The organism is Pseudomonas sp. MF08831 (genome assembly GCF_059862645.1).
Genome location: NZ_JCBCUX010000015.1, coordinates 1 through 26,656 on the forward strand (window position 1 = coordinate 1; position 26,656 = coordinate 26,656).

33 protein-coding genes and 1 pseudogene are annotated in these 26,656 nt (G+C 56.8%); 6 read left to right on the top strand and 28 right to left on the bottom strand.

Going from position 1 to position 26,656, the window contains the following annotated elements:
• The 12 genes and pseudogenes from AC19YS_RS25315 to AC19YS_RS25370 form a co-directional block, all read right to left on the bottom strand.
• Positions 1-2,310: TipJ family phage tail tip protein (locus AC19YS_RS25315; protein WP_500602861.1), on the bottom strand; the 2,310-nt coding region annotated here is incomplete at its 3' end.
• 57 nt (positions 2,311-2,367) lie between these two features.
• Entirely contained in the window at positions 2,368-2,949 is a 582-nt protein-coding gene (locus AC19YS_RS25320) for a tail assembly protein (protein ID WP_500602862.1), read from the bottom strand.
• A complete protein-coding gene (locus AC19YS_RS25325; protein WP_500602864.1) occupies positions 2,946-3,701 on the bottom strand; it encodes a C40 family peptidase in 756 nt (251 codons plus the stop codon). Before AC19YS_RS25325 ends, AC19YS_RS25320 begins: the two co-directional genes overlap by 4 nt.
• Before the next feature lie 3 nt (positions 3,702-3,704).
• The gene (locus AC19YS_RS25330; RefSeq protein ID WP_500602865.1) at positions 3,705-4,454 is read right to left on the bottom strand and encodes a phage minor tail protein L; all 750 of its coding nucleotides are present in this window, start codon (positions 4,452-4,454) and stop codon (positions 3,705-3,707) included.
• A 10-nt stretch (positions 4,455-4,464) separates the two neighbouring features.
• Positions 4,465-4,803, bottom strand: coding sequence for a phage tail protein (locus AC19YS_RS25335; RefSeq protein WP_500602866.1), 339 nt, complete (start codon positions 4,801-4,803; stop codon positions 4,465-4,467).
• Between the two features lie 2 nt (positions 4,804-4,805).
• Positions 4,806-8,036, bottom strand: coding sequence for a phage tail tape measure protein (locus AC19YS_RS25340; protein WP_500602867.1), 3,231 nt, complete (start codon positions 8,034-8,036; stop codon positions 4,806-4,808).
• Between the two features lie 105 nt (positions 8,037-8,141).
• On the bottom strand, positions 8,142-8,582 hold the full coding sequence (locus AC19YS_RS25345; protein ID WP_500602868.1) for a superinfection immunity protein: 441 nt from the start codon (positions 8,580-8,582) through the stop codon (positions 8,142-8,144).
• Positions 8,583-8,688: 106 nt separating this feature from the next.
• Positions 8,689-8,877: a hypothetical protein gene (locus AC19YS_RS25350; protein ID WP_500603020.1), complete on the bottom strand. Its 189-nt coding sequence runs from the start codon at positions 8,875-8,877 to the stop codon at positions 8,689-8,691.
• Positions 8,878-8,889: 12 nt separating this feature from the next.
• Positions 8,890-9,072, bottom strand: a pseudogene (locus tag AC19YS_RS25355) (KilA-N domain-containing protein); the annotation flags it as partial.
• A 110-nt stretch (positions 9,073-9,182) separates the two neighbouring features.
• Positions 9,183-9,401 (bottom strand): hypothetical protein, encoded by a 219-nt coding sequence (locus AC19YS_RS25360; RefSeq protein ID WP_500602869.1) that lies wholly within the window; start codon positions 9,399-9,401, stop codon positions 9,183-9,185.
• On the bottom strand, positions 9,398-10,225 hold the full coding sequence (locus AC19YS_RS25365; RefSeq protein WP_500602870.1) for a Rha family transcriptional regulator: 828 nt from the start codon (positions 10,223-10,225) through the stop codon (positions 9,398-9,400). The genes AC19YS_RS25360 and AC19YS_RS25365 overlap by 4 nt, the downstream gene beginning before the upstream one ends.
• A gap of 67 nt (positions 10,226-10,292) precedes the next feature.
• Positions 10,293-10,535, bottom strand: coding sequence for a hypothetical protein (locus AC19YS_RS25370; RefSeq protein ID WP_500602871.1), 243 nt, complete (start codon positions 10,533-10,535; stop codon positions 10,293-10,295).
• Between the two features lie 33 nt (positions 10,536-10,568).
• On the opposite strand from AC19YS_RS25370, the gene AC19YS_RS25375 reads away from it, so the two are divergent.
• The 3 genes from AC19YS_RS25375 (at position 10,569) to AC19YS_RS25385 (ending at position 12,435) form a co-directional block, all read left to right on the top strand.
• Positions 10,569-10,964 (top strand): Arc family DNA-binding protein, encoded by a 396-nt coding sequence (locus AC19YS_RS25375; RefSeq protein ID WP_500602872.1) that lies wholly within the window; start codon positions 10,569-10,571, stop codon positions 10,962-10,964.
• Positions 10,965-10,986: 22 nt separating this feature from the next.
• Positions 10,987-11,454 carry a hypothetical protein gene (locus AC19YS_RS25380; protein ID WP_500602873.1) on the top strand — a complete coding sequence of 156 codons (468 nt, stop codon included), beginning with the start codon at positions 10,987-10,989 and terminating at the stop codon, positions 11,452-11,454.
• 111 nt (positions 11,455-11,565) lie between these two features.
• Positions 11,566-12,435: a S1 family serine peptidase gene (locus AC19YS_RS25385; RefSeq protein WP_500602874.1), complete on the top strand. Its 870-nt coding sequence runs from the start codon at positions 11,566-11,568 to the stop codon at positions 12,433-12,435.
• 487 nt (positions 12,436-12,922) lie between these two features.
• On the opposite strand, the gene AC19YS_RS25390 is transcribed toward AC19YS_RS25385, so the two are convergent.
• Positions 12,923-13,168, bottom strand: coding sequence for a hypothetical protein (locus AC19YS_RS25390; protein ID WP_500602875.1), 246 nt, complete (start codon positions 13,166-13,168; stop codon positions 12,923-12,925).
• 577 nt (positions 13,169-13,745) lie between these two features.
• Here AC19YS_RS25390 and AC19YS_RS25395 point away from each other — a divergent pair.
• A complete protein-coding gene (locus AC19YS_RS25395; protein WP_500602876.1) occupies positions 13,746-14,495 on the top strand; it encodes a hypothetical protein in 750 nt (249 codons plus the stop codon).
• Positions 14,496-14,798: 303 nt separating this feature from the next.
• Here the strand turns inward: AC19YS_RS25395 and AC19YS_RS25400 are convergent, their stop codons facing one another.
• From AC19YS_RS25400 to AC19YS_RS25435, 8 genes are all read right to left on the bottom strand, one after another.
• On the bottom strand, positions 14,799-15,032 hold the full coding sequence (locus tag AC19YS_RS25400; RefSeq protein ID WP_500602877.1) for a hypothetical protein: 234 nt from the start codon (positions 15,030-15,032) through the stop codon (positions 14,799-14,801).
• A 60-nt stretch (positions 15,033-15,092) separates the two neighbouring features.
• Complete coding sequence (locus AC19YS_RS25405) at positions 15,093-15,371, bottom strand: DUF1799 domain-containing protein (protein WP_500602878.1); 279 nt, start codon at positions 15,369-15,371, stop codon at positions 15,093-15,095.
• 47 nt (positions 15,372-15,418) lie between these two features.
• A complete protein-coding gene (locus AC19YS_RS25410; protein WP_500602879.1) occupies positions 15,419-15,799 on the bottom strand; it encodes a phage tail assembly chaperone in 381 nt (126 codons plus the stop codon).
• A gap of 3 nt (positions 15,800-15,802) precedes the next feature.
• Positions 15,803-16,459 carry a phage tail protein gene (locus tag AC19YS_RS25415; RefSeq protein WP_500602880.1) on the bottom strand — a complete coding sequence of 219 codons (657 nt, stop codon included), beginning with the start codon at positions 16,457-16,459 and terminating at the stop codon, positions 15,803-15,805.
• Between the two features lie 185 nt (positions 16,460-16,644).
• Positions 16,645-17,295, bottom strand: a complete 651-nt coding sequence (locus tag AC19YS_RS25420) for a DUF2625 domain-containing protein (protein WP_500602881.1) — start codon at positions 17,293-17,295, stop codon at positions 16,645-16,647.
• An 84-nt stretch (positions 17,296-17,379) separates the two neighbouring features.
• Positions 17,380-17,799 carry a phage tail terminator-like protein gene (locus tag AC19YS_RS25425; protein ID WP_500602882.1) on the bottom strand — a complete coding sequence of 140 codons (420 nt, stop codon included), beginning with the start codon at positions 17,797-17,799 and terminating at the stop codon, positions 17,380-17,382.
• Positions 17,796-18,431, bottom strand: coding sequence for a hypothetical protein (locus tag AC19YS_RS25430; protein WP_500603021.1), 636 nt, complete (start codon positions 18,429-18,431; stop codon positions 17,796-17,798). Before AC19YS_RS25430 ends, AC19YS_RS25425 begins: the two co-directional genes overlap by 4 nt.
• Before the next feature lie 17 nt (positions 18,432-18,448).
• The gene (locus AC19YS_RS25435; protein WP_500602883.1) at positions 18,449-18,817 is read right to left on the bottom strand and encodes a hypothetical protein; all 369 of its coding nucleotides are present in this window, start codon (positions 18,815-18,817) and stop codon (positions 18,449-18,451) included.
• Positions 18,818-18,840: 23 nt separating this feature from the next.
• Here AC19YS_RS25435 and AC19YS_RS25440 point away from each other — a divergent pair, with 23 nt between their 5' ends.
• The gene (locus AC19YS_RS25440; protein WP_500602884.1) at positions 18,841-19,143 is read left to right on the top strand and encodes a hypothetical protein; all 303 of its coding nucleotides are present in this window, start codon (positions 18,841-18,843) and stop codon (positions 19,141-19,143) included.
• Here the strand turns inward: AC19YS_RS25440 and AC19YS_RS25445 are convergent, their stop codons facing one another.
• From AC19YS_RS25445 to AC19YS_RS25460, 4 genes are read right to left on the bottom strand one after another with little or no spacing between them, the layout of a single operon-like run.
• Positions 19,144-19,647, bottom strand: a complete 504-nt coding sequence (locus AC19YS_RS25445; protein ID WP_500602885.1) for a DnaT-like ssDNA-binding protein — start codon at positions 19,645-19,647, stop codon at positions 19,144-19,146.
• Positions 19,648-19,706: 59 nt separating this feature from the next.
• Positions 19,707-20,291 carry a hypothetical protein gene (locus AC19YS_RS25450; protein WP_500602886.1) on the bottom strand — a complete coding sequence of 195 codons (585 nt, stop codon included), beginning with the start codon at positions 20,289-20,291 and terminating at the stop codon, positions 19,707-19,709.
• A 47-nt stretch (positions 20,292-20,338) separates the two neighbouring features.
• A complete protein-coding gene (locus AC19YS_RS25455; RefSeq protein ID WP_448194404.1) occupies positions 20,339-21,304 on the bottom strand; it encodes a major capsid protein in 966 nt (321 codons plus the stop codon).
• A 12-nt stretch (positions 21,305-21,316) separates the two neighbouring features.
• Positions 21,317-22,045 (bottom strand): hypothetical protein, encoded by a 729-nt coding sequence (locus tag AC19YS_RS25460; RefSeq protein WP_145163877.1) that lies wholly within the window; start codon positions 22,043-22,045, stop codon positions 21,317-21,319.
• A 13-nt stretch (positions 22,046-22,058) separates the two neighbouring features.
• On the opposite strand from AC19YS_RS25460, the gene AC19YS_RS25465 reads away from it, so the two are divergent.
• Positions 22,059-22,679: a hypothetical protein gene (locus AC19YS_RS25465; RefSeq protein ID WP_500602887.1), complete on the top strand. Its 621-nt coding sequence runs from the start codon at positions 22,059-22,061 to the stop codon at positions 22,677-22,679.
• A gap of 14 nt (positions 22,680-22,693) precedes the next feature.
• Here the strand turns inward: AC19YS_RS25465 and AC19YS_RS25470 are convergent, their stop codons facing one another.
• From AC19YS_RS25470 to AC19YS_RS25480, 3 genes are read right to left on the bottom strand one after another with little or no spacing between them, the layout of a single operon-like run.
• Positions 22,694-23,779, bottom strand: a complete 1,086-nt coding sequence (locus AC19YS_RS25470) for a minor capsid protein (RefSeq protein ID WP_500602888.1) — start codon at positions 23,777-23,779, stop codon at positions 22,694-22,696.
• Entirely contained in the window at positions 23,754-25,172 is a 1,419-nt protein-coding gene (locus AC19YS_RS25475; protein WP_500602889.1) for a DUF4055 domain-containing protein, read from the bottom strand. Before AC19YS_RS25475 ends, AC19YS_RS25470 begins: the two co-directional genes overlap by 26 nt.
• The gene (locus tag AC19YS_RS25480) at positions 25,169-26,656 is read right to left on the bottom strand and encodes a terminase (protein WP_500602890.1); all 1,488 of its coding nucleotides are present in this window, start codon (positions 26,654-26,656) and stop codon (positions 25,169-25,171) included. Before AC19YS_RS25480 ends, AC19YS_RS25475 begins: the two co-directional genes overlap by 4 nt.

Here is a 26,656-nt window from a genome sequence, read left to right on the forward strand (position 1 = left end):
GTCGGCCAGCTTGGTGGCGGCGCCCAGGTCGTTGGCGGGGCCATACCAAACTTCGGTGCGCTGAGTGTCTTCAGCACCAGGTGGGAAGCCCCACTTGATGCTGATACCGAACAGTTCGCTGGTGGTGGTCAGCGAGCTCACCGCCGGCGGCAGGCCTACCTTCCCTTCCAGGTTGGTCAGGTTGGAGCTTTTCCAGATCGACGAGATTTCGAACGCGCTCACCGACCGCACGCGGGCCAAGTAGGCGCCCGAGTAGATGCCGGTGACGTCGACGCTGGTCGAACCAGTGCGCTGCACCTTGATCCAGTTGCCGCTGTCCTTGCGCCACTCCACGTCGTACGCGACGGCGCCGGTGATGGCTGGCCACGAGATGTTCATGGTGCTGATGGCTAGGCCTTGGTCGATCGACACGTTCGACGTTACGGTTACGCTTTCCGGCGGCGGAACCACGGTTACCGGAATTACGCTGATCGGACGCTCTTCCAGGCGCGCCCCTGTGTCGATGCTGGCGAACTTGCCAGGCTCATATTGCAAGGCGCTGATGTCGTAATCGCCTTCTGGCGTACGTGCGGTCCGCATCACTCGATATAGAGGGATCGCCAGGTCGTCAGCATCAATTGCCCACTGAAGTTGTGCAGCTGGTGCCTCGCTGTAGGCAACAGTCACGGTGACGTTGCGGCCACTCACGCTCTCTACAGTGCGCCCCTCTGCCCGTCCGCCGGGAAGGTTTATCACCAGCCGGTCGCCGGCCTTGGCCAGGGTGTCGCGGTCCAGGGTGATGACCTTCCCCACCGCCGCGGCAATTCGCCCGCCGATCTCACGGCCTGCCAGTAGCGAGTCGGCAACGGGGATGATGAAGCCTGGCAGAGGGATACGGCCTTCCATGCCGGTCCTGAAGCTGATGGTACGGTCCTGGTTATTGCTCAGCACCAGCCATTTAGCGCGGCGCTGGGCCTCAGATGCCCTAGTACAGCCGATGGCACTGATCTCGGTTGGCTTGTCGCCCAGACGACGCTGAAGTGGCAGGTCTGAATAGACCGTGACGTCGGTGTCGTAATTGTTGAGCGGGTTGTCGTAGCTGACCAGGCAGCGAGTGAAGCGGGTCTTCGCCGATGCGCTGCCGTAGGAGATTTTTCCGTCGATGACGTTGGACCGGGTGAAGACGTAGTCAATGTCCTGCGCCCGAGGCATATCAGCCTGCATGACCAGCTGGCCCTGCGCCCAATACGTCATGCCGCGGTAAATACCGGCGATGTCGCGCAGCAGTGACCAAGCATCGGCCTTGCCCTGCAGGTTCATGTCGCACAGGAAGCGCGGCTCCACGCCATCAGCACCATTTGGCACCAACTGATCGCAGTACTGCGCAATGCGGTACAGCTCCCACTTGTCCACCATCCATGGCTTGATACGGCGGCCCAGGCCGAAACGGTCCTGTGTGCAGATGCCATAGGTGACCCATGCAGGGTTGTTCGTCCAGGCCTCCTTCATGGTGCCGTCCCAGGCGCCGGAGTAGGTGCGGGCCACCGGGTCGTAGTTGCTCGGAACCTGCCAGCGGCGGGCTTTGCACTTGACCGTAACAGCCGGAATGTTGGTGAACTGCTCGGCGTCGAACTCAACGAACAGCAGTGCGGTGTTCGGGTAGCGCAGCTTGGCATCGATTACTTGGGTGTATCCGGCAATGAACAGGCTGTCTGCGATCTTGTCTGTGTTCTGGTTTGGAGTGATGCGGCGAACGCGGATCAGCCAGCCACTGGTTGCCGGCGGCAGATCAATGCGCAAGGAGCGCTCGTAGCGAGTAGTGGTCTTGCCGGTTATGGCTCCTACCAACACTTCCTGATAGGCCCCGCCATCAGTGGCAACGTCGACAGCGTACTGGATGCTGTAACCACCAATATTGCCTTCGTTGTCCTGGCTCGCAAGCCGCGGCGTGGCAACGCGAATACGTGCCGCGGACAGCTGCAGGTTGGTCAGCGACTGAACCCACGGCGTTCCGCTGCGCAGCTCGATATTCAGCGAGGTCTCGTTGTCGACCGATGGGATACCCGGGATGTAGGTCTGCTCGACAGAGCCCTGACGCCAGTCCCACTTCACGTTGGTGAAGTTGAAATTGCCGCTGGCATCCTGGATCGGGGTGTTGTCGAGGAAGATATCGCGCGCGGTGGGCGTGCCGTCGAATTCACCCTCGCCCACGGCGATCAGGATCTTGGCCACGTTGGTGGAGCGCAGGCTGTCGGGTGACTCTACAGGAGACTTTGGTTTGCTCTCGCCACCCTTGGCGCCGTGAATTTCCAGCTTTTGTGCTGCGCCCATACTTTCCTCCAGGCAATAAAAAACCGGCTCATGGCCGGCTTGTTTCGTGCGTTGCGTCTACGTTTTGTCTTCGGCGTAAATCGATGCAGAGATGATTGCCCCGCCCCACCGGCGCTCGCCGATGCAGATCGGCACCGGGTTGCCGCTGGCCGTGGTGTTCTTGGCGCTGCCGAACGCGTAGCTGGGCTGATTCTCAGGCGAGGCGCTTTGCTTAAGTCCTGCAGCCTGTGGGCTGAGCATTTGCACGACGCCGCCAGCCACGAGCGCGATGCCCGTAGCCAGCGTCGAACCACCGGTAACATACGACGCTGCGATCAACACAACGCCAATGATTGTCTGAAGCAGGCCTGCGCGCTTTGCACCCTCTACCACCGGCACAATCCTGATTTCCCTAGCGCCGCCCATGCCGAACTCGTCCGATCCGACGTTTTTACGGTTGCGGAAGATGGCGAATCGAAGGCCCAGGCGGGCAAGTCGACGGATCTCAGCCTCGAATCCGTCAAGAGTGGCCTTCAGCGCCCGGAAAACCTCCCAGGTGTCGCCTGCGGAAACCTGGCGCCGGTGCAGTCTGCCGAACTTCTGGGCCAGCGAGCCGGAAAGCTTTATGGTGGTCATCGGCGAATAAACGATGGCGCTCATCGGGCCTCCTTGTGTCGAAGAATTAAACGTGTGCGCTGCAGCCATGGGCCGCCGTAGACGATCACCTCTGACGGCCGTCCATACAGGTGGTGAAGGACGAAAGGCCCGGGGCCGAACGCGCCAGACTCTTCACCTGGCAGCGCCGGGTCAGCGCCCAGGTAAATACCAGCGTGGTTCGGGTGAGCCGTGCGGCCTATCTCCATCACGATCATGTCGCCTCGCCGTGGGCTGTCGACCTGCTCGAAGCCGGCGGCCGCATAGTTCGCCTCATACAGACTGGTGCTTTCCGCGCTCTCCCACCAGCCATCGGCGCGCTGGAAAGCTTCAAATTCAAGGCCCCACTCCCGCTGATACCAATCGGCGCAGACCTGCCAGCAGTCCCAGGCGCCGTGTACAAACGGGCGCTTGAGCAGCGGCGTGCTGCGCGTTGGAGTGATGGTGCGCAGGTCGCCCTCTGGCCAGGACAGAATGTGCCAGGGCAAGGCGGTGGCTTCGCACATGGCCAGGTCCCGCGACGACGGCCTGCTGGTGGCGTTGGGATGCGAATGCACAATACCGATCACCTCGCCCTCGTCTTCCGCTGCGGCGTAGTCCTCAGGATCAAGCCGGAACTCTTCGTTTGGCTCCGTGGCGATGTTCCGGCACGGAAAGTATTTCTGCGCTCTGCCCACGGCCAGCACCAAGCCGCAGCACTCTTTCGGGTACTCGGCCGCTGCATGCGCCTGGATGGCCGCAATGATGTGTTTGCGCATTCTTCAGCTCCGGGCAATGAGTGACACAGCGGGAAATCCACCGAATGGGTAGGGGTTGCCCTCGCCGAATCGCGGGATGCAACCCTTCCCCAGGGTGGCGTCGCACACGTCCAATTCAGGATCATCGGTAACCACCCCGTCCTTCGTGACGTAGGGACCGGTGTATCCGCAGTTTGGGCCTCGATAGCCACCGGTGAGACACCAGTGACACAGCGTGGTCATCTGCCGGCCGATCGTTTCACCGCCGACATCGCCCGGGCTGGCCAAGTCCCAGCTGACCGTTTCGCCGTCCTCGTTGGTCTTCTGGTCGACATACCAGACCTCGATCGATTCCTGGGTGGGATCAGCCGTAGGGTTGCCGCCTTCGAAGTTCGCTGCGTCGAGAAACTCGGCCAGCGTATTGCGGATGGTCAGCTTGAACTCGAGCAGATCCTCAAAGGCCAAGCACAGGGCTGTGATGCGCCCGTTGACGTTTCCGACCGACAGCTTCGGCCTTACCGCAGTGCCGTCGCCGTTCGCCTCGCTGCCCTCGTACTGCATCGGCCAGGCGCCGTACTCTTCGCCCTTCCACCAGATAGACTTAGCCGGCAGTTGATCGGCATCGACGCCGGCAGCGATCAGTTCGGCAGGCGTGTGCGGGATCGCATGGCCATGGAAGCGCAGCACATCGGCGCCATAATCGCTGCCGTTCAGTTCAAACAGCATGACTTCGTTCCCAGGCTCAAGAGTCTGGATAGCATTGATCAGCGACATAAATTGACCTTTACGGGTGGAAAGCGCGCTCGAACGTCGCTGTCACTTTGAATACGCCGCCACCCATAGGGGTGGGGGTTGGGTTCTTGCAGGTGAACAGGCCGAGCTGGCCCAGTGGCGTGGTCCACCGGAAGGCCTTGGCGCCCTGGTGCCGGTCGAAGAACGCCATCATGGCCGCAGCCGTCGCGGTGTTTCCCGTGTGGGTTACCGGGTAGGCATCGACTTTGTTGTTGATCCCATCCCCGACCTCTTGCTTGTAGCCGTCCCCGAACTGGGAGGTGCGCACCCGATAGCTAATATCGGGTGCTTCTCCGTTCTGGGTGGCCCAGGTGAATGTCTCAATCGCCACGTTTACCTCCCATTGATAGCTCGCCAGATAGCCCCGCCAGGCTGCACACCTCGTGCGATGGCTGCCTCGGCTTCCGTCTTGGTGACCTGCTGGATATTTCTTCCGGCCTGCGAGGTGTCCTCCTGCGTTGCATTGCCTCCGCCACCTGCGGTTTGCACGGAAACCGAGACGGGGAAGTTGTAGGTGTTGCCGCCTCCCCCACCCCCTCCGCTGCCAGCTGCAGCCATGATGGAGCTGCCGCCCGTCATCAGCGGAGTGACACTACCGCCCTCGGCACCAGTCATCAGGTACGAGCGGCCGCCCTGACTGAAAAGCTCAGGGCCCTTTTCATTTACCTCATACAGTGTGTTCGGATCGACAGGACCGCCTGACGCCCTTCCCTCGACCAGGGCGCTGCCCATGCTTGAGCCAAAGCTGGGTGTAGCTCCACCACCGAAATACGCCCCCAAGGCACTGCCGGTCAGGCTGGAAAAAATGCTGGACGCCGCTTGCCGAGTAGCGATGCGCGCCATGTCCGCCAGGATCGACTTGGTGAAGTCGGAAAACGAAAGTTTGCCGGTGATGGCAAAATTCGCGACCGCGTCTTCCATGCTGGAAAAAGCATTCGTGAACAGGCTCTTGGTCTGGCCAGCTACATCATTGGCAGACTGCAAGTAGTTCTGAAAAGCCGACGAAGCACCACTGCGCCAGTCTCCCTGGGCCTCCGACATCTTGTCGTAGTTGTCGACCACCGTGTCGCGGTACTTCCGTTCCGCATCTTCCAGGCTGGCCAGGTCCCGCATGTAGTCTTCCTGGCTGTACTTGTCGGGCGCAGTCTTGCGGCGATCCAGAAGCTTGGCGCGCTCGTCGTTGAACTTGTCAGTGGTCGCGTCGAGGGTGGCTTGCAGGCCCGCCTCGCGGTCGCCGAGACCCAAGCCATTTGCAGCGCGAGAGCCCGCCGCTTCCAGTACGGCCCGCTGTCGCTCCAACTGATTGACGTACGCCTCTGAGGCGGCCGTCAGTTGCTCCAGACGGCCCTTCTCGTTTGTGGCGATAACCGTCAGCTGACTATCGGCATCCTTCTGAGCCTTGACCATCCCCTGCCGTGCATCGGCGATCTTCTGGTCAAGCTGGATGCTCTGGGCGGCCGTTGTGCCTTTCTTGGCCTTGGCCACCTCCAGAGCATCGATTTCAGCTTGGTACGCGGCCGTCACATCGTCCTTTTCCTGGTTGATCAGGGCCGACCGTTGCTTGGCATAGTCCGACAGCGAAACCACGCCAGCCTTCTGCTGCGCCTCCAGTTCCTTCTGGGCGTTTCGATAGTCGGTGACAATATCGGACAGGTTATTTTTGGCGTTGTTGAAGCTGGTCAGATCGACCTGGGTGGAGGCTGCTTTGGGGTCTTTGTACTTGTCGTTGACGTCCTTTATCTGCTCGGCGACGTACTTCGGATCAACCCTCTTATCGTTGGGATTTGCCGCGCGGATCTTCGCGGTGTCCTCGTTGATCTTTTTGATCTCAAGGGCGCGCTTTCCTTCATTCGACAAGTTAGCCAAGTGCCGGGCGTCGGCTCTGGCGGTCGCGTCTACTGCATCGTCTTCGACCTTTCTGCGGTCGCCCACGTACTTGCTTTGACGCTTTTCAATCTCGACATAGGCTTCTTTTAGTCGGATCGACTCTTCAAGCTGCTTGCGCTCCTCAGATACCGAAGCACTACCGGCAACAATTTTGTTTCCGGACGTTTTTTTATTCAAATCGGCGAGCTTTGCTCTCTCGCTTTCTAACTGCTCTGCCAGAGTTTTCTCGCGCCCGAGCGAAAGCGGGACATCGAGCGCTTTCTTGGCTGCATCCCGAATGTCATTCCATCCACGCTCAATGAGTCCAAGGTTTTGTGTGATCTGTCCGGCTCTTGTTTCAATGGTCGAAGCGTAACTGTCAGTGAGTATCTTCGCGGCACCGACTGTGTCGCCTTGCTCTTGGAGGGCGACGATTTGCGAGTACACGCTTGCAGTCAAAAAATGATATTGCTCATTTAAAGATTTCGCCGCAGTGACAGGATCCTCAGCAATTTTTACGAACTCTGCGACGGTTGCCTCAACCGACTTGCCAGTCGCCTTTTCCATGGCAAGAGCAGCTTCCGATATCTCAACAAAGCTTCCGCTCGCGAGCTTGCCACTGCCTGCCAGGGATGCCAAAACCTCGGCAGCTTGCCCCGTAGTACCAATGGTTGCGCTCACCTGACGAGCCATATCACTAAGCTGGGCGGCACTTACCCCGGCGCGGTCGCCAGTCAAAATCAGGGATTTGCTGAAGTTTTCCTGCTCCTCGCTGCCCTTGTGGTAGGCATATGCAAGGCCGCCTATGGCGGCGACTACTATCCCTATAGGTGCAGCGATGGCGAGCATGCTTGTCATGGTCGCGCCAGCGCCAACGCCCAGTTGGGTCACAGCACGAACCCCGCTACCCCAGTCCCCTGACTGAAGCGCGTTACTGAGCTGCATGACGTTTTCTTGCGCCTGGCGGGTTCCTAGCTTCAGCTTGTCGAATGCGCTGGCGGTCTCGGTCAGTCCGGCGCGATCCTTGCCGATCTTTGCCAGAGCCTCGTTGTAACGAAGCGCGTCATACTCACCTGATTTATGCAGCTCGTTGAGAGCCCGTTCACGAGCCTCCAACTCAGCCAGTTTCTTGGTGAGTGGATCTATGCCATTAACAGTTCGCTTGAGCGCCTCTATGCGACGGCTCTCTGACTCAATCAGTTTCTGCTTTTGAGCATTCTCTTTCTCAGCGGCGGCGATCTGCCGCATCCGCGATGATTCGACTTTCAGCTCTGCCTTATCGAGAAGCCCCTCAAGTCGAATTTCATCTTCAGTCAGCAGCAGACCACGTTCCTGGGCCTTGACGTAAAGTTCATTCGCCCGAGAAAGATTCTCTCTGGAGCCCGCGGCGGCCGCGACTGCAGCTTCAAGCTGCCGAGTAATGGTCATCTCGTACGCGGCACTATCGCTGCGTTTTTTGCCAGCAGTTGCCTGACGATCAATCGCGCCAGTTGTCTTTTCGACCCCTTGCGCTACTTCCGCCTCGGTCTGAGAGATTTTTTTGCCCGTGTTCGCGAGACCTTCACCAGTTTTTCCAAGCTCATCGATGGCCTTTTCGGCATCCACCGCCGAGTCGACAAGCTTGTCCAGATCATCGGAAGCCTTAGCTGCCTGCGAAGACTCCACCGAAATGCCCAGGGAGGCAAAATTTGTGCTCATTGGCTTCTCTCTTCTTGCACGGTTGACCTGCAATCCGATGCTTTTCTTTGGGCAATAAAAAACCGCCCGTAGGCGGTTTGTTTTGTGTGCTTGTTTCGGCGGAGCCTAGGAAGCCTGCTGTAAATCACTGCCGCAGTGCTTGCACTTAATAGCAATCACGAGGATTTCCTCTCCGCAAAATTTGCAGTTTTTCTTTGGTTTATCCTCCGCATAGAGATTCGGATTTCCTCCCGCAGTCCCAGATACGACAACAGGCGACGGCTGCTTAAACGCCCATACCAAAGCGGCAACCCACCCCAGCAGACTCCAGCCGAGAAAAAAATTAACAGCCGCTATCGCTGGCAGATTATTGCTTTCGCGCAACCAGGCCTCAATCGTTGGGAGCATGTAAAAAGCGGGAATGAATACTATCCCGCTGTACACCACTAGCTGGCCAAACGCATTCAGACCGCCGCGCTCCATTCCCATGGAGTAGCTATAAAAAGCGAGGAACCCCAAAACTACCAGTCTGACTACGAACATCTGAAGTCCCTGTCCAGTGGCCATGGGTTGTCCATGGCTGATAATGCGATGCTATCACTATCAGTCAGTACTGAAAAAACGCCAACACGAAAGCCCCGCATGGGCGGGGTTCTTCAGGTTCGTGGGAGGGTTACGCTACGTCGAGCTGCAGCGTCAGTTGAAGCTGCTCCAGCAAATGCTCGACTCGGCGTTCAAGCACAGGCTTTTGCCAGCGCCATGTCGCCAGCCCTTTCCCTTGGGCGCTGGCGAGTTTTTCACGCTCATCCAATATTCGGCATGCTCCTTCATACTCCTGGCGAATGCCGATATCCCCATGCAATAGCGTATCAATCTGAACATCACACCAAACGGCGAAATCGGCGGAAAGCCAACGCGCAAACGCAACGGCCAGCTTTGGATGAATCCAAGTACCGCCGCCACGATCCGCGCGAGCCCGGCTGGTTTTTACATACGGGATTTCCCCGCATGTACGCGCCATTGCCTTCAGATACTCAATCGTCTCCGGAAGTCGAAGCCATTCATTTGGCTACTTCCCGAACTGCTTGGCCGCCTGCGTGGCGTTAATCCAGCCGCCACCATTAAAGGCGACAGCATGACCGTGAAAATCAAACGGGATAATGTTGCTCATGCTGTCTTCCTCAATTCAATCGACGCGGCCACGTTCGAGTTGAAGCCGTCCAGCGGCATCAGGCTTTTCTCGCTGACCGAATAGCGCTTGCCCTCGACCAGCATCAGCCAGTTTTCATCGATCTTGCTGATCATTTGACCAGAGCGGCCGACCAGATTTGGCCGCTCCGGGGAAAGGATCAGAGCGCGACCGCCTGTTTTGAGGGTGAAGTTCATGCTGCCACCCTCCACTTCACTTTCTCCATCGCCGCCAAAGCGAAATCAAACAGCGCCGCCGGCGGGACGTGAAGTCCGTTAGATTCAGTGACGGCCGCCAAGAACTGAGTCGGCGACATCACGCACGCGTCTAACGAAACAGGCTGAACCTGACGCTTGCCAGAACCGTCAGTGAACACCAGGTAGCGCTGGGTTTCCGAAAGGTCGGTCGGGATGTCGACAGATTGGTAGCCGCCCTTCGGTAAGTATTCGCCCTCGATCGCGTAGCTCGCGACGAAATTGCAGGCTGCATCCATTTGGTCGACAGGAATCAGCTCCATGCGCGGAACATCGAAGCGGGCGTGAAGGGCCGAAGCGAGTTTGGCGGTGGCGCTGCGCTGATGCTCGGCATCCAGCTTGGCTACACGGCAGCGCATGACGTTGCTGAGCGTGCGCGCCCCTTCTGCGCCTAGCGCCTCGTAAACAGCTTTGGCGACGAGAGTCTTGCTCGACAGGCCAAGCTGGGCTGCCATCCAGTTGAAGGCAGCAATATAACCTTCCTTGATAGCTGCGGCTTTCTTGCCGGTGAAGCTCATCACCAGGAACATGAAACCGTCCTTGGTCATTTCGAAGGCTTCATAGGTGTTGCCGCGATGCTCAAACTGAACCGACGAAAAGTTGTCGGTTAAAAATTGAGCAGAACACTCAAGCGCTCGGACCTTGGCAATAACGTGGTTGTGCAGCTTTTCAAATGCGTCAGCGACCTGCCGAGTTGAGGTGAAGACCTCGCCGTTACGGGCCTCAACGAATTTGCGCATGTCAACTACTGTGGTATTCTTGCTCATGACGTTTTTCCTGATAGTTAGACGTTCTGCTTCATAAGCCTCAAGCGTTGGCGCGCTTGGGGCTTTTTTATGCCTGTTTGATTTGTTCATCTCGCTGCATCGCCTCCCTTAGCGCCTTTCCTACGAGCCAGTTCTGGCTGCGCTCCTCTTGTTGGGCCTTCTTTTCAAGCCATGCCTTGATATCCGGCTCTGCCCGAAATACCACCTGCGCCATTTCCCTTACCTTCATATCCCCTCCAGATGCATCACCGTTGTTCATAGCGCAAATGTATAACGGTGATGCATTGCCGTCAATACCACCGTGATGCATTATTTCGTTCCATTAAATGGAACCGGATTTGAGATGAGTCGCAGCGATCCACAGTTCAACCTCCGCATACCAGAGGATCTTCGGGACTTGGTAATGGTCGCGGCCAAGCAAAACAAGCGGTCAGCTACTGCCGAGATACTTGATCGCCTAGAGCGAAGCTTTACTGAAACAGATGATATGGGAGTTAGCGACCTCGATCGGATGAATCCTGATCACCCGCTTTACAGTCCAGGCCCCAACCCCGAGATAACCACGAAAATTCACAAGGACCGTCTGATCACCGGGCTTGATGGCCCGCTGACGGCACAAGAAGAAAAGATCATGTCGGCAATGCTCAAGGCCCTGCGCGGCATAGGCAAATTCGAAGAAGAAGATGCTGATATCCCAAACACGGGCCCCAAGCCTCGCAAGCGCTACCCAAAGAAGTGATTTGTCCGACAAGGAGAGTCAGATGTCACCCAAAGAGCCAGTGCCAGAACCCGATAACGCCAGCGCCTTTTCGTCAGTCACGGTCTGCTTCGTGCCCAGGGCGTTTGCCGCCAACACCCTGGCGAACCTCGGCTTGGTTGGCACACTCTGCAAGTTCGGCGACAACGAGTTTCGACGAATCGAGAAGCTGAAGTGCGACCTGTACTTCCCGGCCGGGACATTTGTCGCTCTTGATCAGAATGGAAACATAGACAGCATCCATACCTGGTCCGACATCGGGCAGCTTGACCTGGCTTTCAACGACTACTTGAATTTCCTAATGGATGTCCGGCGGATCTACGAAGGGACGGGCACCTACGACAAAAAACTTGAGGCCGTCGAGGCCATGACCACCGGCATGGGACGTCAGGGACATTCCCACGGCTACTTCATAGCCAAGCATGGCGGCTCTGGCCCCCTGCTTGATAAATGCGTCCAGCGAAAGCAGTAGCGAAAGCACGTCCTATGCTGAACATAGCCTCCCACACCGATCCCCCGGAGTATTGGGCAGCTGCGTATGCCTGAGTCCATCGAACACAATGTTAGGAAGGAGTAGCTGATCATGTCAAAGACAGCCAATGAGACGCACGATGTCAAAATCGATATCACTGGACATATCGAGCTGCCAACTCTCAAATCTTTGTACATAGAAATGTTCTTTGAGGAAACTCTTCTAAGCAGCGGCACTGCATTCCTTGTGGCCCACGATAGGGAGTCGCACTGCTGCCTCCTGACAAATCGGCACAATGTGACGGGACGGCACCAAGAAACTGGAAAATGCATAAGCCCCCATGCCGCCGTACCTGACTCAATGACTATTTACTTCCATAAAAACGGCGCCATGGGGGAGTGGATCAAGGTACGGCTACCCCTTTACCGAGATGACAATACTCCCTATTGGTTCGAACATTCCAAACTGGGTAGCAAGGTCGACGCAGTCGCAATGAATCTTAACTGGGGTAGCGACGTCCAAAAAATCCCATATTACCTGTCAGAACCTCTCGGGCTTGATCGACATGGGCTGTTCGTCGGTCCGGCGGATACGGTAAGCGTTATCGGATACCCATTCGGGGTCGCTGCCGCTGGTAAATTCCCAATTTGGGCGACTGGTTTCCTAGCTCAAGATTTGAGCTTCGTAAATCCAGACAACCCTTCCTTCCTCATCGACTGTCGAACAAGACAAGGCCAATCAGGATCGGCTGTGATTGCTTATAGGGCTGGAGGGTATAGAAAGCTCTCAGACGGCCGGATGCAATCTGTAATGTCCGCCGAACCGACTTGGGAATTTCTCGGTATCTACTCTGGACGCATCAATGCGGAGTCGGATCTTGGTCGAGTTTGGAGTGTTAGTGTAATCGAAGACCTGTGGAAATCGTCCGAGCAGGATCAGCAACGCCGGGAATCACTTGCACTAAAAGATAAACAGATCTGATCACTACCTGTTACACGTTTTAAAAGCTTCGCCTCGCGTGAACTCCCCTTCTGACCTGCAAACCTTACATACGCCAAGCCCCATTCTATAACGTATAGAATGGGGCTTGGCGTATGCAGACCTCAGCCTACGACCATCGGTGACCAACGTGACAGAGCCCACCCTCACCTTCAAATGCCTCGGCCACACCAAGCGAGACGACGACTTGATCGGCGCTACGACCTGGAAGTGACCGACAGTCGCAGCGAAAAGACAGCAACGATCTCTGTCGAGCCTAGGCACCTTGCCTCTGCCCGAAGCATAAAGAGGATCCTGCTAGATCGGTGCATGCTCTACAGGGCAACACGCGCGGAGCACGATCACATGCTACTTGAGATTTTTGATCCGCAGCCTGAAGCAATCCGAGAGTAGCCGGCGCCGCCGGCTTTTTAATATCTGGCAGAAACTACAAAGCCCGCATCAGCGGGCTTCTTTTTTGCTTGCCCTATCACGGCAGCAGTTTCAGGAAATGTCCCAAATCATTAACACCGTGGTTTACCACCCAGCCTTCATTGAACGGGGCCAAGGGTCCGCCGAACCCCTTTGAATCAACCAAGCGACTTCTAACCACTTGAAATACCGGCTCACCTAACCTAATCGGCACGCCAGCCCCGTCTATAAGAAGCGCGATCGGCTCTTCGTCGGTGTTGTTCTTGAACACACCCCAGCGCCCAGTCAAATACGTTTCGCTCATATCAATTTCCCATTCGAAGCATCAGGGGCAGAAGAGTGCTTCAAGATGTCCGAATGGGCAAGAGTCTGTAGCACTACCGACCCTTGCTGGACATCGTTACGACCATTTTCTGATCGGGTTCGCTGCAACTGATCAAAACACTGCCGTCGGCCGTATAGACTCTGGTGATAGTCAGCACTGACGAGTTTACGATCGGCTCGATGTCTGAGGCTGGCACATTGAGCTTTGCGATGGTATTTGCCTGATACGCTTGGCACTCATCAAAGCTCATTGAAATAGATTTTGACTGTGCGTCGGCATGCGCCACAGTAGCGAAACAGACTGATACCAGTATCCCTATTAAAATCCGCATGTCGTTCCCTCTTTGGTTTGGCGGGACTGTAGCACCGGCAACTAGCTTTTGTACAAAACCAAACCGTAAGCACATCCTGACAAATTTGAGCTGCAGCTCTACAATCGAGCATATCACCATGGATGGATCCACAGTATTTATTGGCATGCCGTGATGGCATAATGATTTCATCTGACGTACTCACAATCAACGACATCAGCCTCATAATCAACAATGGAATGTGAAATGGACATAGCCTCAATCCCGGCGACAGTATACGTTGCTTGTGGCGTAATCACTGCAGCACTACTGACCGGCTTCTTCTCATTTATGAACATGGTCAGTTCCAAAGAAAACAAAGTTTCTGAGTTTAGACTTGTCTGGGTAGACGGGCTAAGAAACGAGATTGCTGAATATATATCCGCCGCACAAGAGCTCGGTCGAGTATCAGGAAAGTTTGACTCCATAGCTCGTATCCACTCGGAAAAAGAAGAGCATGCACTCGACATCGAATGGTACAAAGAAACTCGAGAAGTTTTTAGTCGGGCAGTCGAAAGCTTAAGCAAAATACAGCTTAGGCTAAATGCAGATCATATTGCGGAGGACTCTGACACTCCGGAAGCGCGACTTATGAGAGCTATACTCACCGCACGAAAGCTTTCAATTGAAGGCGACTTCGACAGTGTCATTGATTCCTGTGACGAAATCAGATCAGCAGCAGCCCCAATTTTGAAAAGCACATGGGACTTAGTTAAACGTGGAGAAGTTGGTTACCGTAGAATTCGCAGATACGGGTTACTTACGGTAACTCTTGGATTTTATGCAGTAGTCACTTTCGGCCTTTATATAGGCTTCAGCACTTATAAAGCCAAAGTAGAAAATGACAAAACCCAAACCGCCCAAAAAATACAAAAACTTTACGAAGCTTTGGAAAGGCTTACACCTCGCCCTGCCAACAAATCACTTCAAGAGATTTTAGATAAGACAACCCGGTGAAAAATTCAGTAACAACTTAAACCTTTAGTTACTCGTTAGTACTAGACTCCCCCCAGCCCTTCGCCTGCAAGCCCAAGGATTGAGGTACGCCAATATCGGTGCGTTTATGACCTTGAGGTCAATGTGCCTCTGATACTCAACAATCTGCAGCTGTCTCGACGTCACACACCAAATACAGCCCAATTGCATCTTGGGGACCCGGATGGGCGTGCAGTAATTGTCAACATAAAACTCGAAGGGAACCCGTCGACGAGTTCTCGCTCAAGGAAATGACGAAGCTTGGTCTAGAGGCCGCTAAGCATCTCACGCACCAGGTCTGATCGAAGCCTGAAGCGAATCAATACGCGCTGCGAGTGCATTATCGGCATTTGCTCTCGCAGCCGCTTCGGTGGATACCTGAACGCTCAAACTCGACATTGAGTGAGAGATCGACTCAATGCACTCGTCGGTAATTCGAACCATTCCGACTGTGCTATCGCCGATCATGGCCTCGTTGATGTAAAGCTTCCCATCAACAATGGCAAAAGGCTTGTCCATAGTTTTCTCCTGCGGCCATGCCGCGTCATGTTGGTTGTCTTGCGTCTTTGTGCCTGAGGATCAGGCGCCTCTCGCGCTCTCCCGCTGCTCCGCCATCACCTGAAGGGCTTCAGCCTCCATCCGCCGGAAGTCACTGAAAATGGCTTGTCGCTGGCTGATCGGCACACCACACATCCGAATCACCCCGGAGAGAACGCTGTAGTCCATGCCTATAGCGCCGCACGCGCCTGTGCGCCACTGGGTGCTCATGGCCTCGAAGACTTTGAAGGCGTCCCAGTTGTCGGGCCAGATGCCTACTTCCTTGTCAGGAATGTCCTGGCGCGATAAACCGAAGGCCATCAGATCTGCATCTGACGGCCCTGGCTCATACAGCGCGCGCGAGGCGCTTAGGAGTTTCCCAGGCGGGCCTCGCTAAAGGCTTCGGCGTAAGCGTTCAGCACTGCCTTCGGCGCCGAGTTGATCGAATTCACGAGGATGCGCACGTTCTCAGGCGTGAATTCCTCTTCGATATCCCAGCCCACCACCACGTCCAGCAGTTGGTCTGCTTGCAGGGCGATCTGGGCGGCGGTGAAAGCTTTGAGATCCATATCCCCGATCTGCTTGCCCAGCTCATCGTGCCGCTCGTTCCAGCCGGTATACAGCTCCGCCAGCGCGGTTCGATCCAAGTACTTGAACTCGAACTCCACCTTTTCGGCGCTGTAGCCCGCCCGCTGGATCATCACCGGCGCCTTGAAGGTCGGCTTCTGGATCAATTTGAACTTGGCCATGGATTACACCGCGGCCGCGTAACGGGTTGGGCGGCCGGTCAGCGCAAGGCTGATCACACGGGTCATCAGGTTGTTACGGGACATGGTCGGCGTCGAAGTGATCGACACATAGCCGTTGTAGATGATGCTGCTGCCGCCAGGAAGGTTAAGTCGGAGCAGGCGCGCTTGCTTGTCGTCGTCGGCGGCCTCACAGACCTCCACATAGGGCTTCGAAGAATCATCGGCGACGGTGATGGTAAGCGTGATCGGATTTTTGGTGGTCGGCATCTGGCGATCATCGTCGTCGGCCAGGAAACCAAAGGTCAGAAACTGCTGGTCGCCGCCGCTGGAGTTCAGCTCGGTGATCTGCGAAATCTCAGTGAAACCCGTTACCTCCCGCACCGAGCCAATGCCCGAGCCGGCCGGATACTGCTGGACGTTGACGGTATTCACGTTTTCCAGCGCGAAAGTGCCGCTGGCGATCTCGCCGACACGAACGCCTCGCCCTTCAAGGCGAGTCCAGCCGGAGTTGACGGCGATTACATCGCCCTCGGCCAGGCCATGCGCCGCAGCGGTAGCGACGGCTGGATTAGCGTTCGTCAACGCAGTGAATGGGATCGCAGGGCCGTAGGTGGCTGCAATCTCGAAGGTGGCGCCGTTGGGCATTTGGATGCCGGCCATGGGTGTTTCCTCTTTTCAGAAATGACAAAACCCGCACAGAGGCGGGTTCATTGGTAAACCGTAGGAGCGGTGGATGCCGATACAGCTGACTAGCTATTCTTCGTAAGCCAACATCCCGGAAGCTGAATATTCCATGTAGGAGTTGCACTCGTTGAGTGAAGGACGCAGGTGTATCAGTTTGTCCATCAATCTGGTTTGTCGAGTTTGGAAGCTAACTCGACGTTTATCTCAAACTGCTCACCGACATCGATCAGCGTTCGGCTGCTTTCGTCGATTGAGCCTTCCCTAGTCCAGAGAAACGGAAAGAATGAAAAGCACTGATCTGCTCTCAGTCCCCGCATGTCCAGACGCCAGCCATCCCAGCGCAGGCCGTCGTAAAAAGTAGCGAGCCGATCACTTAAGGCCCACCCAAAAAAATCGGTATAACCAATGTCCAACTGCTCCCACCGCAGTGTATCGGGTGCCCAGTAATACATCGCTCCTACATCATCGCCCAGACCGCCGCCGTTGATTGAAAAGAACCCTCCAGCAGCATCGTCGGCGACCAGTAAATAACCATCGGCACGGCCCTTGTTCCAATCAACAAGGTTTCGGGGCAATTGCGGATGTCCGGAGCCGATCAAGCGTAACCAGCCATGATCAATGAGAAGACCACCAGTCTCGTAGGCTATCGCCCCCAGCGGAGATCTAGTTGTAATCTGCAGGCCGGAAAGGACACGAGCTCTATCAGTGGACGGAGGGAGCAACTGATAACTCAAAGTGGCTTCTCCCAACGTTTTTTCAATGAGGGGTAGCGCGGGGTCTCGGCTGTCTATCAGGTCTTCCAAACTTGTCATCTGCCGGTCCTTGGGAAAAAGGAACCGATTATAGCCGCATACGCAATATCGCGGATTGAGGCTCAGTGGGTACTAACAAACCGGCTATGAGCTAGTATCTGCTCGATACTCGAAAGAGACTGGAACCATGTATGTCGCTGCGTCTGTGATCCCTGGCCCCTGTTCTACCGGCGACATGGTGACCACTGTGACGCCGCTCTTCGTGTCTCGGGCATACAGCCGGAACAGTCCAGTCAACTCGACCACAAGCGGGTTCGTCTTTGTCTTCCCAGTGTTCGCCGGAGCCACAATGCTGACCTGATAGACGCCGATGAACGCCCGATGGTCGCCAGCAAGCGTGCTACTGGCAGTATCGCCTGGTAGCGCGAATGCACGAAGGTAGGTCTCGCCCTCTGCAGGGTCATACTGGATATTCTCAAACACGACCTTGATGGGCTCCGCACGCGCCTTGCTCCAGGCGAGCAGCTTGGCTTCGTAAATCGACGCGATAATGGCGTGGCTCATACCTGGTTGTTCCTTGTGGCTTCTTCGACGATCTGCTGGAAGCGGGCCAGGGTGATTCGGACCATTCCGCCGGGTGCTTGGGTCGAGTGGCCATATTCCAGCGGGATAGAATAAGGAAGGTTATTCACGATGTAGGCCGTTTGCCCCGCTGTCAGGGATTGAACCTGCGCCTTGAGCACGGCGATGCTGACGTTACCGCTGACATCGATCTGATCAAGCACTCCCTCGGCCGGCGTATCAATCGAAAACTGCCAGTTCCCGCGAAACCGCCCGCCGACGTAGCCCTTAGCTGCCACCAAACCGTTCACGTTGAAGTTCTGGTCGCGCTCGGTCTTGGTCAGGGGCTTGGCGTACTTCACGCCCTTTCGCAGCTTGCCGGCTTTGGTGAAGTTCGATTCGTTCAGGTTGATGATCGTGTTGCGCACAGCCACCTTGAAGTCGTAGTCATCGGCGGCTCGCTTGTTCGCCTGGCGGTGAACGACGTTCGCAGCCCAGATCTCGGGGTTGCCCACCGGCGACATTCGGATGACGCTGCTGCCGATCTCGATCACGATCTCGCGGATGGTTGCGTCGATTCCGGCTTGAGCGCGCTCGGCGAAGTCGCGGATATTCTCGGCAAAGCTGCCGTTCATGTTTGCGTATTTGTTCGTCACGATCGCACCTGCAATTCATACAGGATCGGCGTGCCGGCTGGATTAATCTCTTTCAGCGGAGGGACGATTGACCAGGTGCGGCCTTGGGCGACCACCTTGTCCAGCAGGCCCGGAACCCAGGCCAATCCCTGCGCACCGATCTTGAGCTTCTTGTCGCCCTGCTTGATGAGGCTGTTGTTTTGGAATTCTTGGCCGGTGAAGTCGAGCAGGATGCCTTGCGCGATTTGCTCAACAGTTGCGCCGGGCGCTGGGCCGCCTATTTCAGGGTCATACTCACCCAGCTCCGTCTTGCTGATGGTCACGGACTGGCCGAACTCCGTGATCATCTCCAGAGCCATCACGGCCATTTCGTCGTAGAATGCCATGCTCATTTACCCAAGGAGGAAATATGAATTACGGAACGATAAGTGACGACCTAAACCGGACCTCGCGAGAGATTCGTGAGAATACCGGCGGTACAGGGAAAAGCCTTGAAGACAAGTTCAAGGCGAGAAATTCCTATCAAACTGCCTTTGAGAAGACAGGGTTCGGCGCCAAAGCTTCTAAGGAAATGGCAGAGCGAGACTTCCCGTTAGACCAGCCCGTGTCTTTCGATAACTTGGATAAGGCTGTGAGGACTATTAAAGATGGGGACCAAGCCATCAGAGATGCGTATCCGTTTCTGGACATGTATGAATTGTCCAACGACTGATCAAGCCCTAACAGCAAACAACCCGCGTTTTTGTAGGTAGTCGGCAAACTGCGTTGCACTTGGACGGTCCGGCGCCGCCGGTAGAAGCCGGTTGCTAGTGGACGGGATCGCGGCGTACTGCCGCGTCACCGCCCCCTCAACACGATCCAGTAAGACAGCACCTTTGCGCTTCTCCACTGGGTCGATATCGTCCTGATGAATCTCGGCTGCCAGCGCCATCTGGCCGTACTGAATACGCGCCGGCAGGTAGTTGTTCGGCTTGATCTCATGATCAAGCCGCACTTCCCGGCGCGGCCAGGACAGGGCCTGCTCGCTGTTCGACTTGCGACCCTTCCAGGTCATGCCATCCATCGCCAAGGCGGCCCGACGAAGCAACGCTTCCTGCTCCGGAACGCTTACAGGGATGACCGTGCCGAACTTCACGGCATACATGGCCAGGTCCTCGGCGCTCGCGTAGCTTTCGGCGTCAGGCTTGCCGGTGCCGTCCTCGATGATGAGTGTCATGCGTTAACTCGCTGGAATGGTTTGAAGATTGGCCGCCGGATCACCAACAGCCAGCAGTATTACTCCTTGGGCAGCTCAGCGACGAGCTTTTCCAGGGATTCTTTGGAGGCGTTGGCCCGGTACTGGACCTTGGCCTCATCGAGCTTTGATTTCAGTGCCGCGATCTCACCGGCCTCATCAGCCGACGGCGTGAGGACAGACTTCTTCAGCGCTTCAACCTCGCCACGCAGTGCGTCGACAGTCAAGGCCAGGCCATCACGTTCAGTGGTCAACTCATCAACCGAAGCATGGATGGTGCCCAGCACGTCAAACAATCGCAACGCCAGGTCGCCTGACTCGGGACGGTGAATCTCTCCAGCTTCCAGGCCACCAATCAGGATCTCGATCGATCCATGCTCAGCACGCAAAACCGCGATCACCTTTTCCAGTTCGGCTTGGTTGCCCGCACCAACAATCTGCGCCCGCTTGGCTTCCTTCACCGACACGTCGATGCCGACTGCTTCGTACGCATTGACCACGCTCGGCCAATCGCCAATCACCAGCACGCTGGTCACACCCGCTTCGGGCTTATCGAAGTGTTCCGGATTGCGGTAACGCTTCTCCGGGTCGAAGCCGCTCAGCTGGTTGCTGTAAGTCAGTTCCATGTGTTTCTCCAAGGCGGCCATCGCTGGCCGCGCGTTGAGTTTGAGACTTAGCCGCCAGTGACAGGAGGCGTTGTGGTCAGCGTGATCATCACGCCGGCGGTGACTTTGTTGCTGCCTGCGTGCTTGATCCAGTTGGCAGCGGAGCCGACGGCGGCCAGGGTTGGGTTGGAGCCGCCAGTGGTGGCTTTCCAGCTGTAACCCAGCACATCGATATTCACGGTGCCTTCCGCGCGGTAGCCGATGCTCAAGTTCTCTTCGTCGTTCACTTCGTAGGAACGGAAGCCCGGGGCCTGCGACTCGGTAATGGTCACGGCGTTAGGCAGCAGGCCGAAAATCACGTCCGCCGGCGCGGTGTCGGTCACCAGTACAGGCTTGCCCAACGTGCCCGGCAGGCCGCCGTAGATCACGACACCGGCCTCTTCGTAGATCTTGTTGGTGATCGCTTCGTCGACGATGTCGAAGTAAGCGCTGGAGTGCATCACCCACAGAGCGATCCGGCCGAACTTGTCACCGAACTTGCGCATGCCACGGGTCAGCGTCTTCTTGCCGTCGGTTTCGATGTTGGCCGAAACCACCATGTCAGCGTTGGATCCGATGGCGGCACGCAGGCCAGCAGTTGCGTACTGGATGAAGCCTTCCAGGGTCGCATCAGCGACGTCGGCGCCGACGATCTGGGAGAACTCCTCGACCGGACGACCGCGGCGCTTGAATGCCTCTTCGGTGGTCTGGTAAGGGCCGTACTTCCAGGGAGCTTTGACGCCGACAGCTTCGCCGGCGCTGATCTTCTTGGCGGTTACCTTGCCGTCGGAGTTGACGTCGCGATGCTCCAGAGAGCCGTTCAGCTTGTACAAGGCGCGCTTGCGGAAGTCGCCTTCGATCAGTTCGTTGTCCAGCACCATTGCGCCGTTGGACGATGCGTTGAATACATCCAAGTTGTCCTGGACACGTTCCAGGTATGCGGTTTGCGCCTCATCGTTGTAGATGATCAGGTCGCTGTTAACGGTTGTAGCCATGGGTCAATCCCCTTACTTGGGCAATGCGAGATATGCGGTTTGGCCGTGCTTGCGCTGGAAATCGCGCTTCTGCTCGGAGGTCATTTCGGAGCGCTTGAATGCAGCCTTGCCGCCACCCCCGCCCGGGGCAAATGTCCCTGAAGCCCTTGGCCACAGATGAGGTGCGCTTTCGCGCAGAGATTCCGCCCATTCAAGCGGAGTCAGGGGGGTCTTGCCGTCTTTGCCGAGGATGACCTGGCCGGACTCATCAACGGCGACCGCATCGCCATCTTCGTTCAGGGTAAACACGCCCTTGGCGCGCAGGATGATGTCGTCGGTTGCTTCCGGCAGTGCGCCGGCTTTCAGTGCCGCGCCGCGTACCGAGTCACCCAGGACTTTGCCCTGGAACTTAGCAGCGAACGATTCAGCCTTCTCGGCGCGCTCGCTGATGGTCTTCAGCTGCTTATCGTAGTCACCACGCAGACGCTCGGTCCGGCGGTTGAAGACTTCGTCCACCTTGCCCTCGGTGAGCAGCTTGGTTTCTTCGTCCTGCCCGGCGCGGTTGAGCAGTCCTTTGACGGCTTCAATGTCGATGCCTTCAAACTGTGTTTCGAACTGGGTCAGCTTGCCGGAGGTTTCCTTCAGCTTGCCCAGCAGTTCCGAGTTCTTGGTTTTGAGACCAGACACAGATGCTTCAACGGCAGTCGCGATAGCGGCCTTGATTGCCGGGTTTTCCAGGTCGATTTCGTTTTCTTCTGCCACGTTGATGCACCCCTTGGGTTTGTTTGCCCGCTTTACAGGTAAAAAAAATCCCGCAAATGCGGGTTACGTTGCGTTTCTGGTGCTGAACCCTTTCAATGCCGCTTTTCATGGAATAACTGAAATGTCAGCAGGGTCTAAAGACAAAACCGGGACCGACTTGAAGATCGCATTCAAAATTGCGGCCTTTTCTTCTCTAATGACACTGGCCGGCGTGTTGGCGACGAGCGTCGTCACGCTGGCTAGTAGCGCACAAGCAACCAGATCAAGTGAAAAGCTCAGCTGTGTCAGCCGGCTCGACAAAAGAGAGGAATATGCCAGGATCAAAAGTGACAACTTCATGGCGTCCCTCGCTTCTCTAACGACTGGTAGCGCCTCACCTGGCTTCGCAGAGAAAAAACCTGCTTACGTTGAGGCATTCTCCAGAGCTGGCTACTCGTTGATGCTGTTAACAAAAACCGCGCTAGGAGAAAAATCCGGCGAACTATCCGACTGGCTGACTATTCGGGTTGCAGACTACAAGTCATTCGAAAGGCCAGTGTTTAAAAAAGAGGAATACGAGAAACTCGTAACAGAGTGGAAAGACGCGTACTACCAGTACATGGAAGATCTAGATACCCAAAGAAAAGACTGCTGATCAAAATCAGCCAATCATATCCCCGCACGCTCAAACGCCAGCGGCTCAAGCCCTTTCATCTGCACCAGGGTCAGCGGCGTGAAGTTGCGATCAAGCTGCAGCTCGGCGAATCGCTCCACGGTCAAGCCTCCCTCCCGGAACAGCTTGCCGCGGACGGGGCCGATGGCAACGTCCTGGAACGCTGCTGGCTGCTGCTGGAGCCAGTGGTAGTAATCGAGGTCAGCACTGACTTGCTTTCCGCCGTCAGCACCCACCGAGGCGCGCGTAGCGCCCTTAGCGAACATCGCGCTGAGTTTGGTCAGCAAGATGAATGTGGTACGGCAGTTCGGGTGGAACGGCGGCCTTGGGCCGGAATCCACCGGAAACTTGCGTTTGTCCATAGAGCGGCACAACTGGCTGGTCTTGCTATCCAGCGTGGCCACCATCTGGATCTCTTGCACAATGTCAGTGTTGGCCTTGGCCACCTCCATCCGCGCCTGGGACGACACATGCTGAATCGCGGTGTGCACGACCGTGCTGGCATTACGGTTGGTGGTAGCGAAAATTCCATCTTTGTAGCCGGCAGCCTTGGTGCCGCGAATGTTGCGGATGATCTGGAAGTTCGTCTGCCCCTCGAAGAAGCCCTGCCGTATGGCGCCGGTGACGCGATCACGCTCTGCGCCGGTCCATCCCTTGATGAAGGCCTTCAGCAATTTGCCGCCGCCGGTACCGCGCACGCTGAGCGGGTTAGTCAGCACTGCGGTACGAATTGCAGCGGCCGTCGGCGCGACCACATCCAACGACACACCAACCGGCACCGACCTGGCAAGACTGGTCGCCTCAAATTCGGCCTCGTAGTTGGCGATGTCCACCAGGTCAAGGTTCAGTTGCGCGCTGTAGCGGTCGAAGATGCCCAGCAACAGGCTGTCCACCTCCTTCAGCAACGCTTCCAGGCGCTTCGTGTTGTATTCGGTCAGATCCGACTGGGTAAGCCGGTCGCGGATTGAGCGATCAATCTCCTTGAGGAAGGGAGCAAACTTGCCCACCTCCCCCGCCTTGAGCTTTTCGAGAAAGACCGCGTGCCGGATCGTGGCATCAAGTACTGCCGGATTTACCGCCATTTGGTTTGTCCTCGTCATCCAGGCCCAGGCCGTCGCTCTGCTCTTCCAGTTCACCGTCGATCTGCAGGTCCGTACGCTCTGGCGCAATCAGGCCCAGCTTGCGCAGGTAGGCCCGAAGGTCTGCCTTGGCGAAGCCGCCTTGCTGCCACAAGCTAACCAAAGCCGTGATCATCTGCGGATCAGCCGTCAGTTCGACGAACTCCTGATTCACCTGGTAGGCGACCTTCTTGTCAGCGATACCCATGTAGGCGCAGCACCACATGATTGCCCGCGTATATGCCTCGCTGACGTTTGCAACGCAGCCGGCCAGCACTGATGTGGACGCCGATTGGTCACCACGGGCCTCGGTCGCCGTTTTGGACGACAGAGACGCAACCACCATCCGGGCGCCCAGCTCGATCATCATTTGGTTCTTATCGCCCATGGCCTCTTTGACAAGCGTATTTGGTGCAGGCTGGGCGTAACCGAAGGCGCCCCCTGCCGGCAGAAGCATCGGCGCACGGGATCCAACATAGACGCCCTTTGCCTCTAGCAACTTGACCCACTGCTCGTTCAGACCGGAAATCCATGGTTGAGCCTGGCCACACCAGAAGACGCTGTCTTCGTAGTCGGCACTGTTTCGATAATGCCCCAGGTTGATCATGGCAATGTCGTACAGCGGCGACTCGTCAATGCTTGGGTCGTTGTTCTGCGCGCCTACGAAAGTGAACGGGATCTCCTTGAGACGCCCGGTGACGCCTTCCGGCCTGAACTCTTCGATGACCGCCAGCGGCCCGCCGCCTTTCGGACCGGATCGGCGCCAGACCCGGCACACAAAGCCGTCATCCTCAAGCGCCAGTTCCCGGTACTGCTCAGCTGTCTTGTAGCCGAAGCCGTCAGGAATCTCCGGAGACTCGCGCAGCACCACCAGCGTCAGCACGCTATGGCCGTTCACCATGCCGGTGCGCCAGTTGATGATGTCTTCTGCACAGTAAGACAGGATCACCGAGTGGCCGCCGACACCAGCATCTTGGTGGTAATCGACATACAGGCCATGCCGCCCCGCCTCAAGTACCTTTTCGAGCGTGCCCTGGGAGTGCTGGTAAATGCTCACACCGGAGCCGTTGGCATTGTCTTGCAGGTACTCCAGCTTTTTCGGTACCGCGAGCGTCGGATCTTTGTGGAAAGCCAGACCCAGCAGCCCGTTACGGGTGTGCCCGGTGGCGTTCTTGAACACCGCCCGCTCGCGGTAAGCCCGGTTTCGATCTTCGTTCTCCGGGGACTTGTCGTGAGCGTTGATGTACGGCAGCCGATCGACAACCCGATGCTGGCCCGCGCAAACGTCGCGAACGGTCGCCCACCGGTCCAGCACTGCCGTGTATTCCGCCCGCTTGAAGGAGACGTCGTTACTCATCGGGCGTATCCCATTTTGATAGAGGTGGCCGGCTTCCTGGCGCTCTTCGCCACTGCGAAGTATCGGAATCCGTCGGAGCCGTGAGAGGTCCAGTCATGCAGCGGCCTGTCTTTCCAGCAGCCGCGCTTGTCGTCCCACTCTTTTCGGTAGTTTTCGATGCAGTTGATACCCTCTTCGCACTTCGACTCATCGAACACGCAGAGCGGAAGAATCTCCCGCACCGCCTCGATGCCGTCGTTGATACCAATCTTAGGGACCACCTGAAATGTCATGCTGTAAATCTGGCCGTCGATCTCGTAGCCTTCTTGGGCCAGCTCCCGACGAGTCTTGGCATCGCTGCCAAACTCCCGGTTATCAATGTCGTGTGGCCCCCAGTGCTCGGAGTAGGTGTAACCCTTATCCTTGAGCACCTTCATGTAATGCCGCAGACCTTCGCCTGAGTTCTCGTAGTAATCGATGACGTGGTATTGCTCGCCAACCTGACGCACAAACCAAATGGCCGTGGAGTCGCTGACACCGATGTCCCAGAAGCTCATCACCGGTAGGTGGCTGTTGTCCGGGATCACGCCAATGCGCTGCTGCGAGTAGAGCTTGGTCAATTGATGCGCGTAGTAGGCGCCCTCGACCGACTGCTGGAAGGCTTCGACGGGAATCGACGGGTATTCCCGCTTCATGTCGTCGCCGAGAGTCTTCTCCTTGGCGGCGTACCAGGCTCGCTGGCCTGGGTTCGTGTCGATGCCGTGCTTGGCGAACAGTTCGTTGAAGTAGTCGGTCAGGCGCTGTGGGATGACCACGTCAGTGGGGTCAAGCCAATAGCCTTTGTTCTTCCACCAGCTGAAGAAGAAGAACTTCCAATCCAGCAGGCCCAAGGCCATGCCAGACAGTTGCTGCTTCTCAGCGCTCTGCGAGTAGTCGAAGAAGTAGCCGGCCCGACCTTCTGCCGTCGATTCGATGGTGACAAAGCAATCGGTGGCCACGGCCTCGAAGGCGCCGGTGACGATCTCGCGGGCCTTGTGCGGGAACTTGGCGCATATCTTCCCGAACTCAGATACGTGCAGGTAACGCAGCGTGCCGCCCCGGAAGGAGGTGCTGACGTAGAGCGAGCCACCCTTGCTGAACACCAGCTCACCAGCAGCATCGTTACTCGCCGGGTTGGCAGCGCGTATCTCGGCCGGCAGGTTGTCGTAGGCGTATTTGACCTTCTCCCGGAACAGGCGCTTGGCGTCGTTCAGGGTGTGAGCGATCAAGGCACACTTGGCCGACTCGAACAGCGCCGCGTCCAGCTGGATGATGCAGCACTCAGTGGTGAAGCCGAGCTGCCGGGCCTTCAGGATGATGTTGCGGGTGTGCATCCCGTCGAAGTATTCGATTTGCTCGTCCGTCATCCGGAAGCGAACCTTCTTCCCGGCTTTGTCGGTGATGAAGTAGAGATTGTTCAACCGCCAGCGCTTATCCCGGAGCAGCTTCAAGTGCTCGGGCTTCAT

Excerpts from the sequence above, each read along its gene's own strand:
- AC19YS_RS25320 (WP_500602862.1), bottom strand. The coding sequence starts at position 2,949 with ATGAGCGCCATCGTTTATTCGCCGATGACCACCATAAAGCTTTCCGGC.
- AC19YS_RS25325 (WP_500602864.1), bottom strand. The coding sequence starts at position 3,701 with ATGCGCAAACACATCATTGCGGCCATCCAGGCGCATGCAGCGGCCGAG.
- AC19YS_RS25330 (WP_500602865.1), bottom strand. The coding sequence starts at position 4,454 with ATGTCGCTGATCAATGCTATCCAGACTCTTGAGCCTGGGAACGAAGTC.
- AC19YS_RS25340 (WP_500602867.1), bottom strand. The coding sequence starts at position 8,036 with ATGAGCACAAATTTTGCCTCCCTGGGCATTTCGGTGGAGTCTTCGCAG.
- AC19YS_RS25345 (WP_500602868.1), bottom strand. The coding sequence starts at position 8,582 with ATGGCCACTGGACAGGGACTTCAGATGTTCGTAGTCAGACTGGTAGTT.
- AC19YS_RS25360 (WP_500602869.1), bottom strand. The coding sequence starts at position 9,401 with ATGAACTTCACCCTCAAAACAGGCGGTCGCGCTCTGATCCTTTCCCCG.
- AC19YS_RS25365 (WP_500602870.1), bottom strand. The coding sequence starts at position 10,225 with ATGAGCAAGAATACCACAGTAGTTGACATGCGCAAATTCGTTGAGGCC.
- AC19YS_RS25370 (WP_500602871.1), bottom strand. The coding sequence starts at position 10,535 with ATGCATCACGGTGGTATTGACGGCAATGCATCACCGTTATACATTTGC.
- AC19YS_RS25375 (WP_500602872.1), top strand. The coding sequence starts at position 10,569 with ATGAGTCGCAGCGATCCACAGTTCAACCTCCGCATACCAGAGGATCTT.
- AC19YS_RS25380 (WP_500602873.1), top strand. The coding sequence starts at position 10,987 with ATGTCACCCAAAGAGCCAGTGCCAGAACCCGATAACGCCAGCGCCTTT.
- AC19YS_RS25385 (WP_500602874.1), top strand. The coding sequence starts at position 11,566 with ATGTCAAAGACAGCCAATGAGACGCACGATGTCAAAATCGATATCACT.
- AC19YS_RS25390 (WP_500602875.1), bottom strand. The coding sequence starts at position 13,168 with ATGAGCGAAACGTATTTGACTGGGCGCTGGGGTGTGTTCAAGAACAAC.
- AC19YS_RS25395 (WP_500602876.1), top strand. The coding sequence starts at position 13,746 with ATGGACATAGCCTCAATCCCGGCGACAGTATACGTTGCTTGTGGCGTA.
- AC19YS_RS25400 (WP_500602877.1), bottom strand. The coding sequence starts at position 15,032 with ATGGACAAGCCTTTTGCCATTGTTGATGGGAAGCTTTACATCAACGAG.
- AC19YS_RS25405 (WP_500602878.1), bottom strand. The coding sequence starts at position 15,371 with ATGGCCTTCGGTTTATCGCGCCAGGACATTCCTGACAAGGAAGTAGGC.
- AC19YS_RS25410 (WP_500602879.1), bottom strand. The coding sequence starts at position 15,799 with ATGGCCAAGTTCAAATTGATCCAGAAGCCGACCTTCAAGGCGCCGGTG.
- AC19YS_RS25415 (WP_500602880.1), bottom strand. The coding sequence starts at position 16,459 with ATGGCCGGCATCCAAATGCCCAACGGCGCCACCTTCGAGATTGCAGCC.
- AC19YS_RS25420 (WP_500602881.1), bottom strand. The coding sequence starts at position 17,295 with ATGACAAGTTTGGAAGACCTGATAGACAGCCGAGACCCCGCGCTACCC.
- AC19YS_RS25425 (WP_500602882.1), bottom strand. The coding sequence starts at position 17,799 with ATGAGCCACGCCATTATCGCGTCGATTTACGAAGCCAAGCTGCTCGCC.
- AC19YS_RS25430 (WP_500603021.1), bottom strand. The coding sequence starts at position 18,431 with ATGAACGGCAGCTTTGCCGAGAATATCCGCGACTTCGCCGAGCGCGCT.
- AC19YS_RS25435 (WP_500602883.1), bottom strand. The coding sequence starts at position 18,817 with ATGGCATTCTACGACGAAATGGCCGTGATGGCTCTGGAGATGATCACG.
- AC19YS_RS25440 (WP_500602884.1), top strand. The coding sequence starts at position 18,841 with ATGAATTACGGAACGATAAGTGACGACCTAAACCGGACCTCGCGAGAG.
- AC19YS_RS25445 (WP_500602885.1), bottom strand. The coding sequence starts at position 19,647 with ATGACACTCATCATCGAGGACGGCACCGGCAAGCCTGACGCCGAAAGC.
- AC19YS_RS25450 (WP_500602886.1), bottom strand. The coding sequence starts at position 20,291 with ATGGAACTGACTTACAGCAACCAGCTGAGCGGCTTCGACCCGGAGAAG.
- AC19YS_RS25455 (WP_448194404.1), bottom strand. The coding sequence starts at position 21,304 with ATGGCTACAACCGTTAACAGCGACCTGATCATCTACAACGATGAGGCG.
- AC19YS_RS25470 (WP_500602888.1), bottom strand. The coding sequence starts at position 23,779 with ATGGCGGTAAATCCGGCAGTACTTGATGCCACGATCCGGCACGCGGTC.
- AC19YS_RS25475 (WP_500602889.1), bottom strand. The coding sequence starts at position 25,172 with ATGAGTAACGACGTCTCCTTCAAGCGGGCGGAATACACGGCAGTGCTG.
- AC19YS_RS25480 (WP_500602890.1), bottom strand. The coding sequence starts at position 26,656 with ATGAAGCCCGAGCACTTGAAGCTGCTCCGGGATAAGCGCTGGCGGTTG.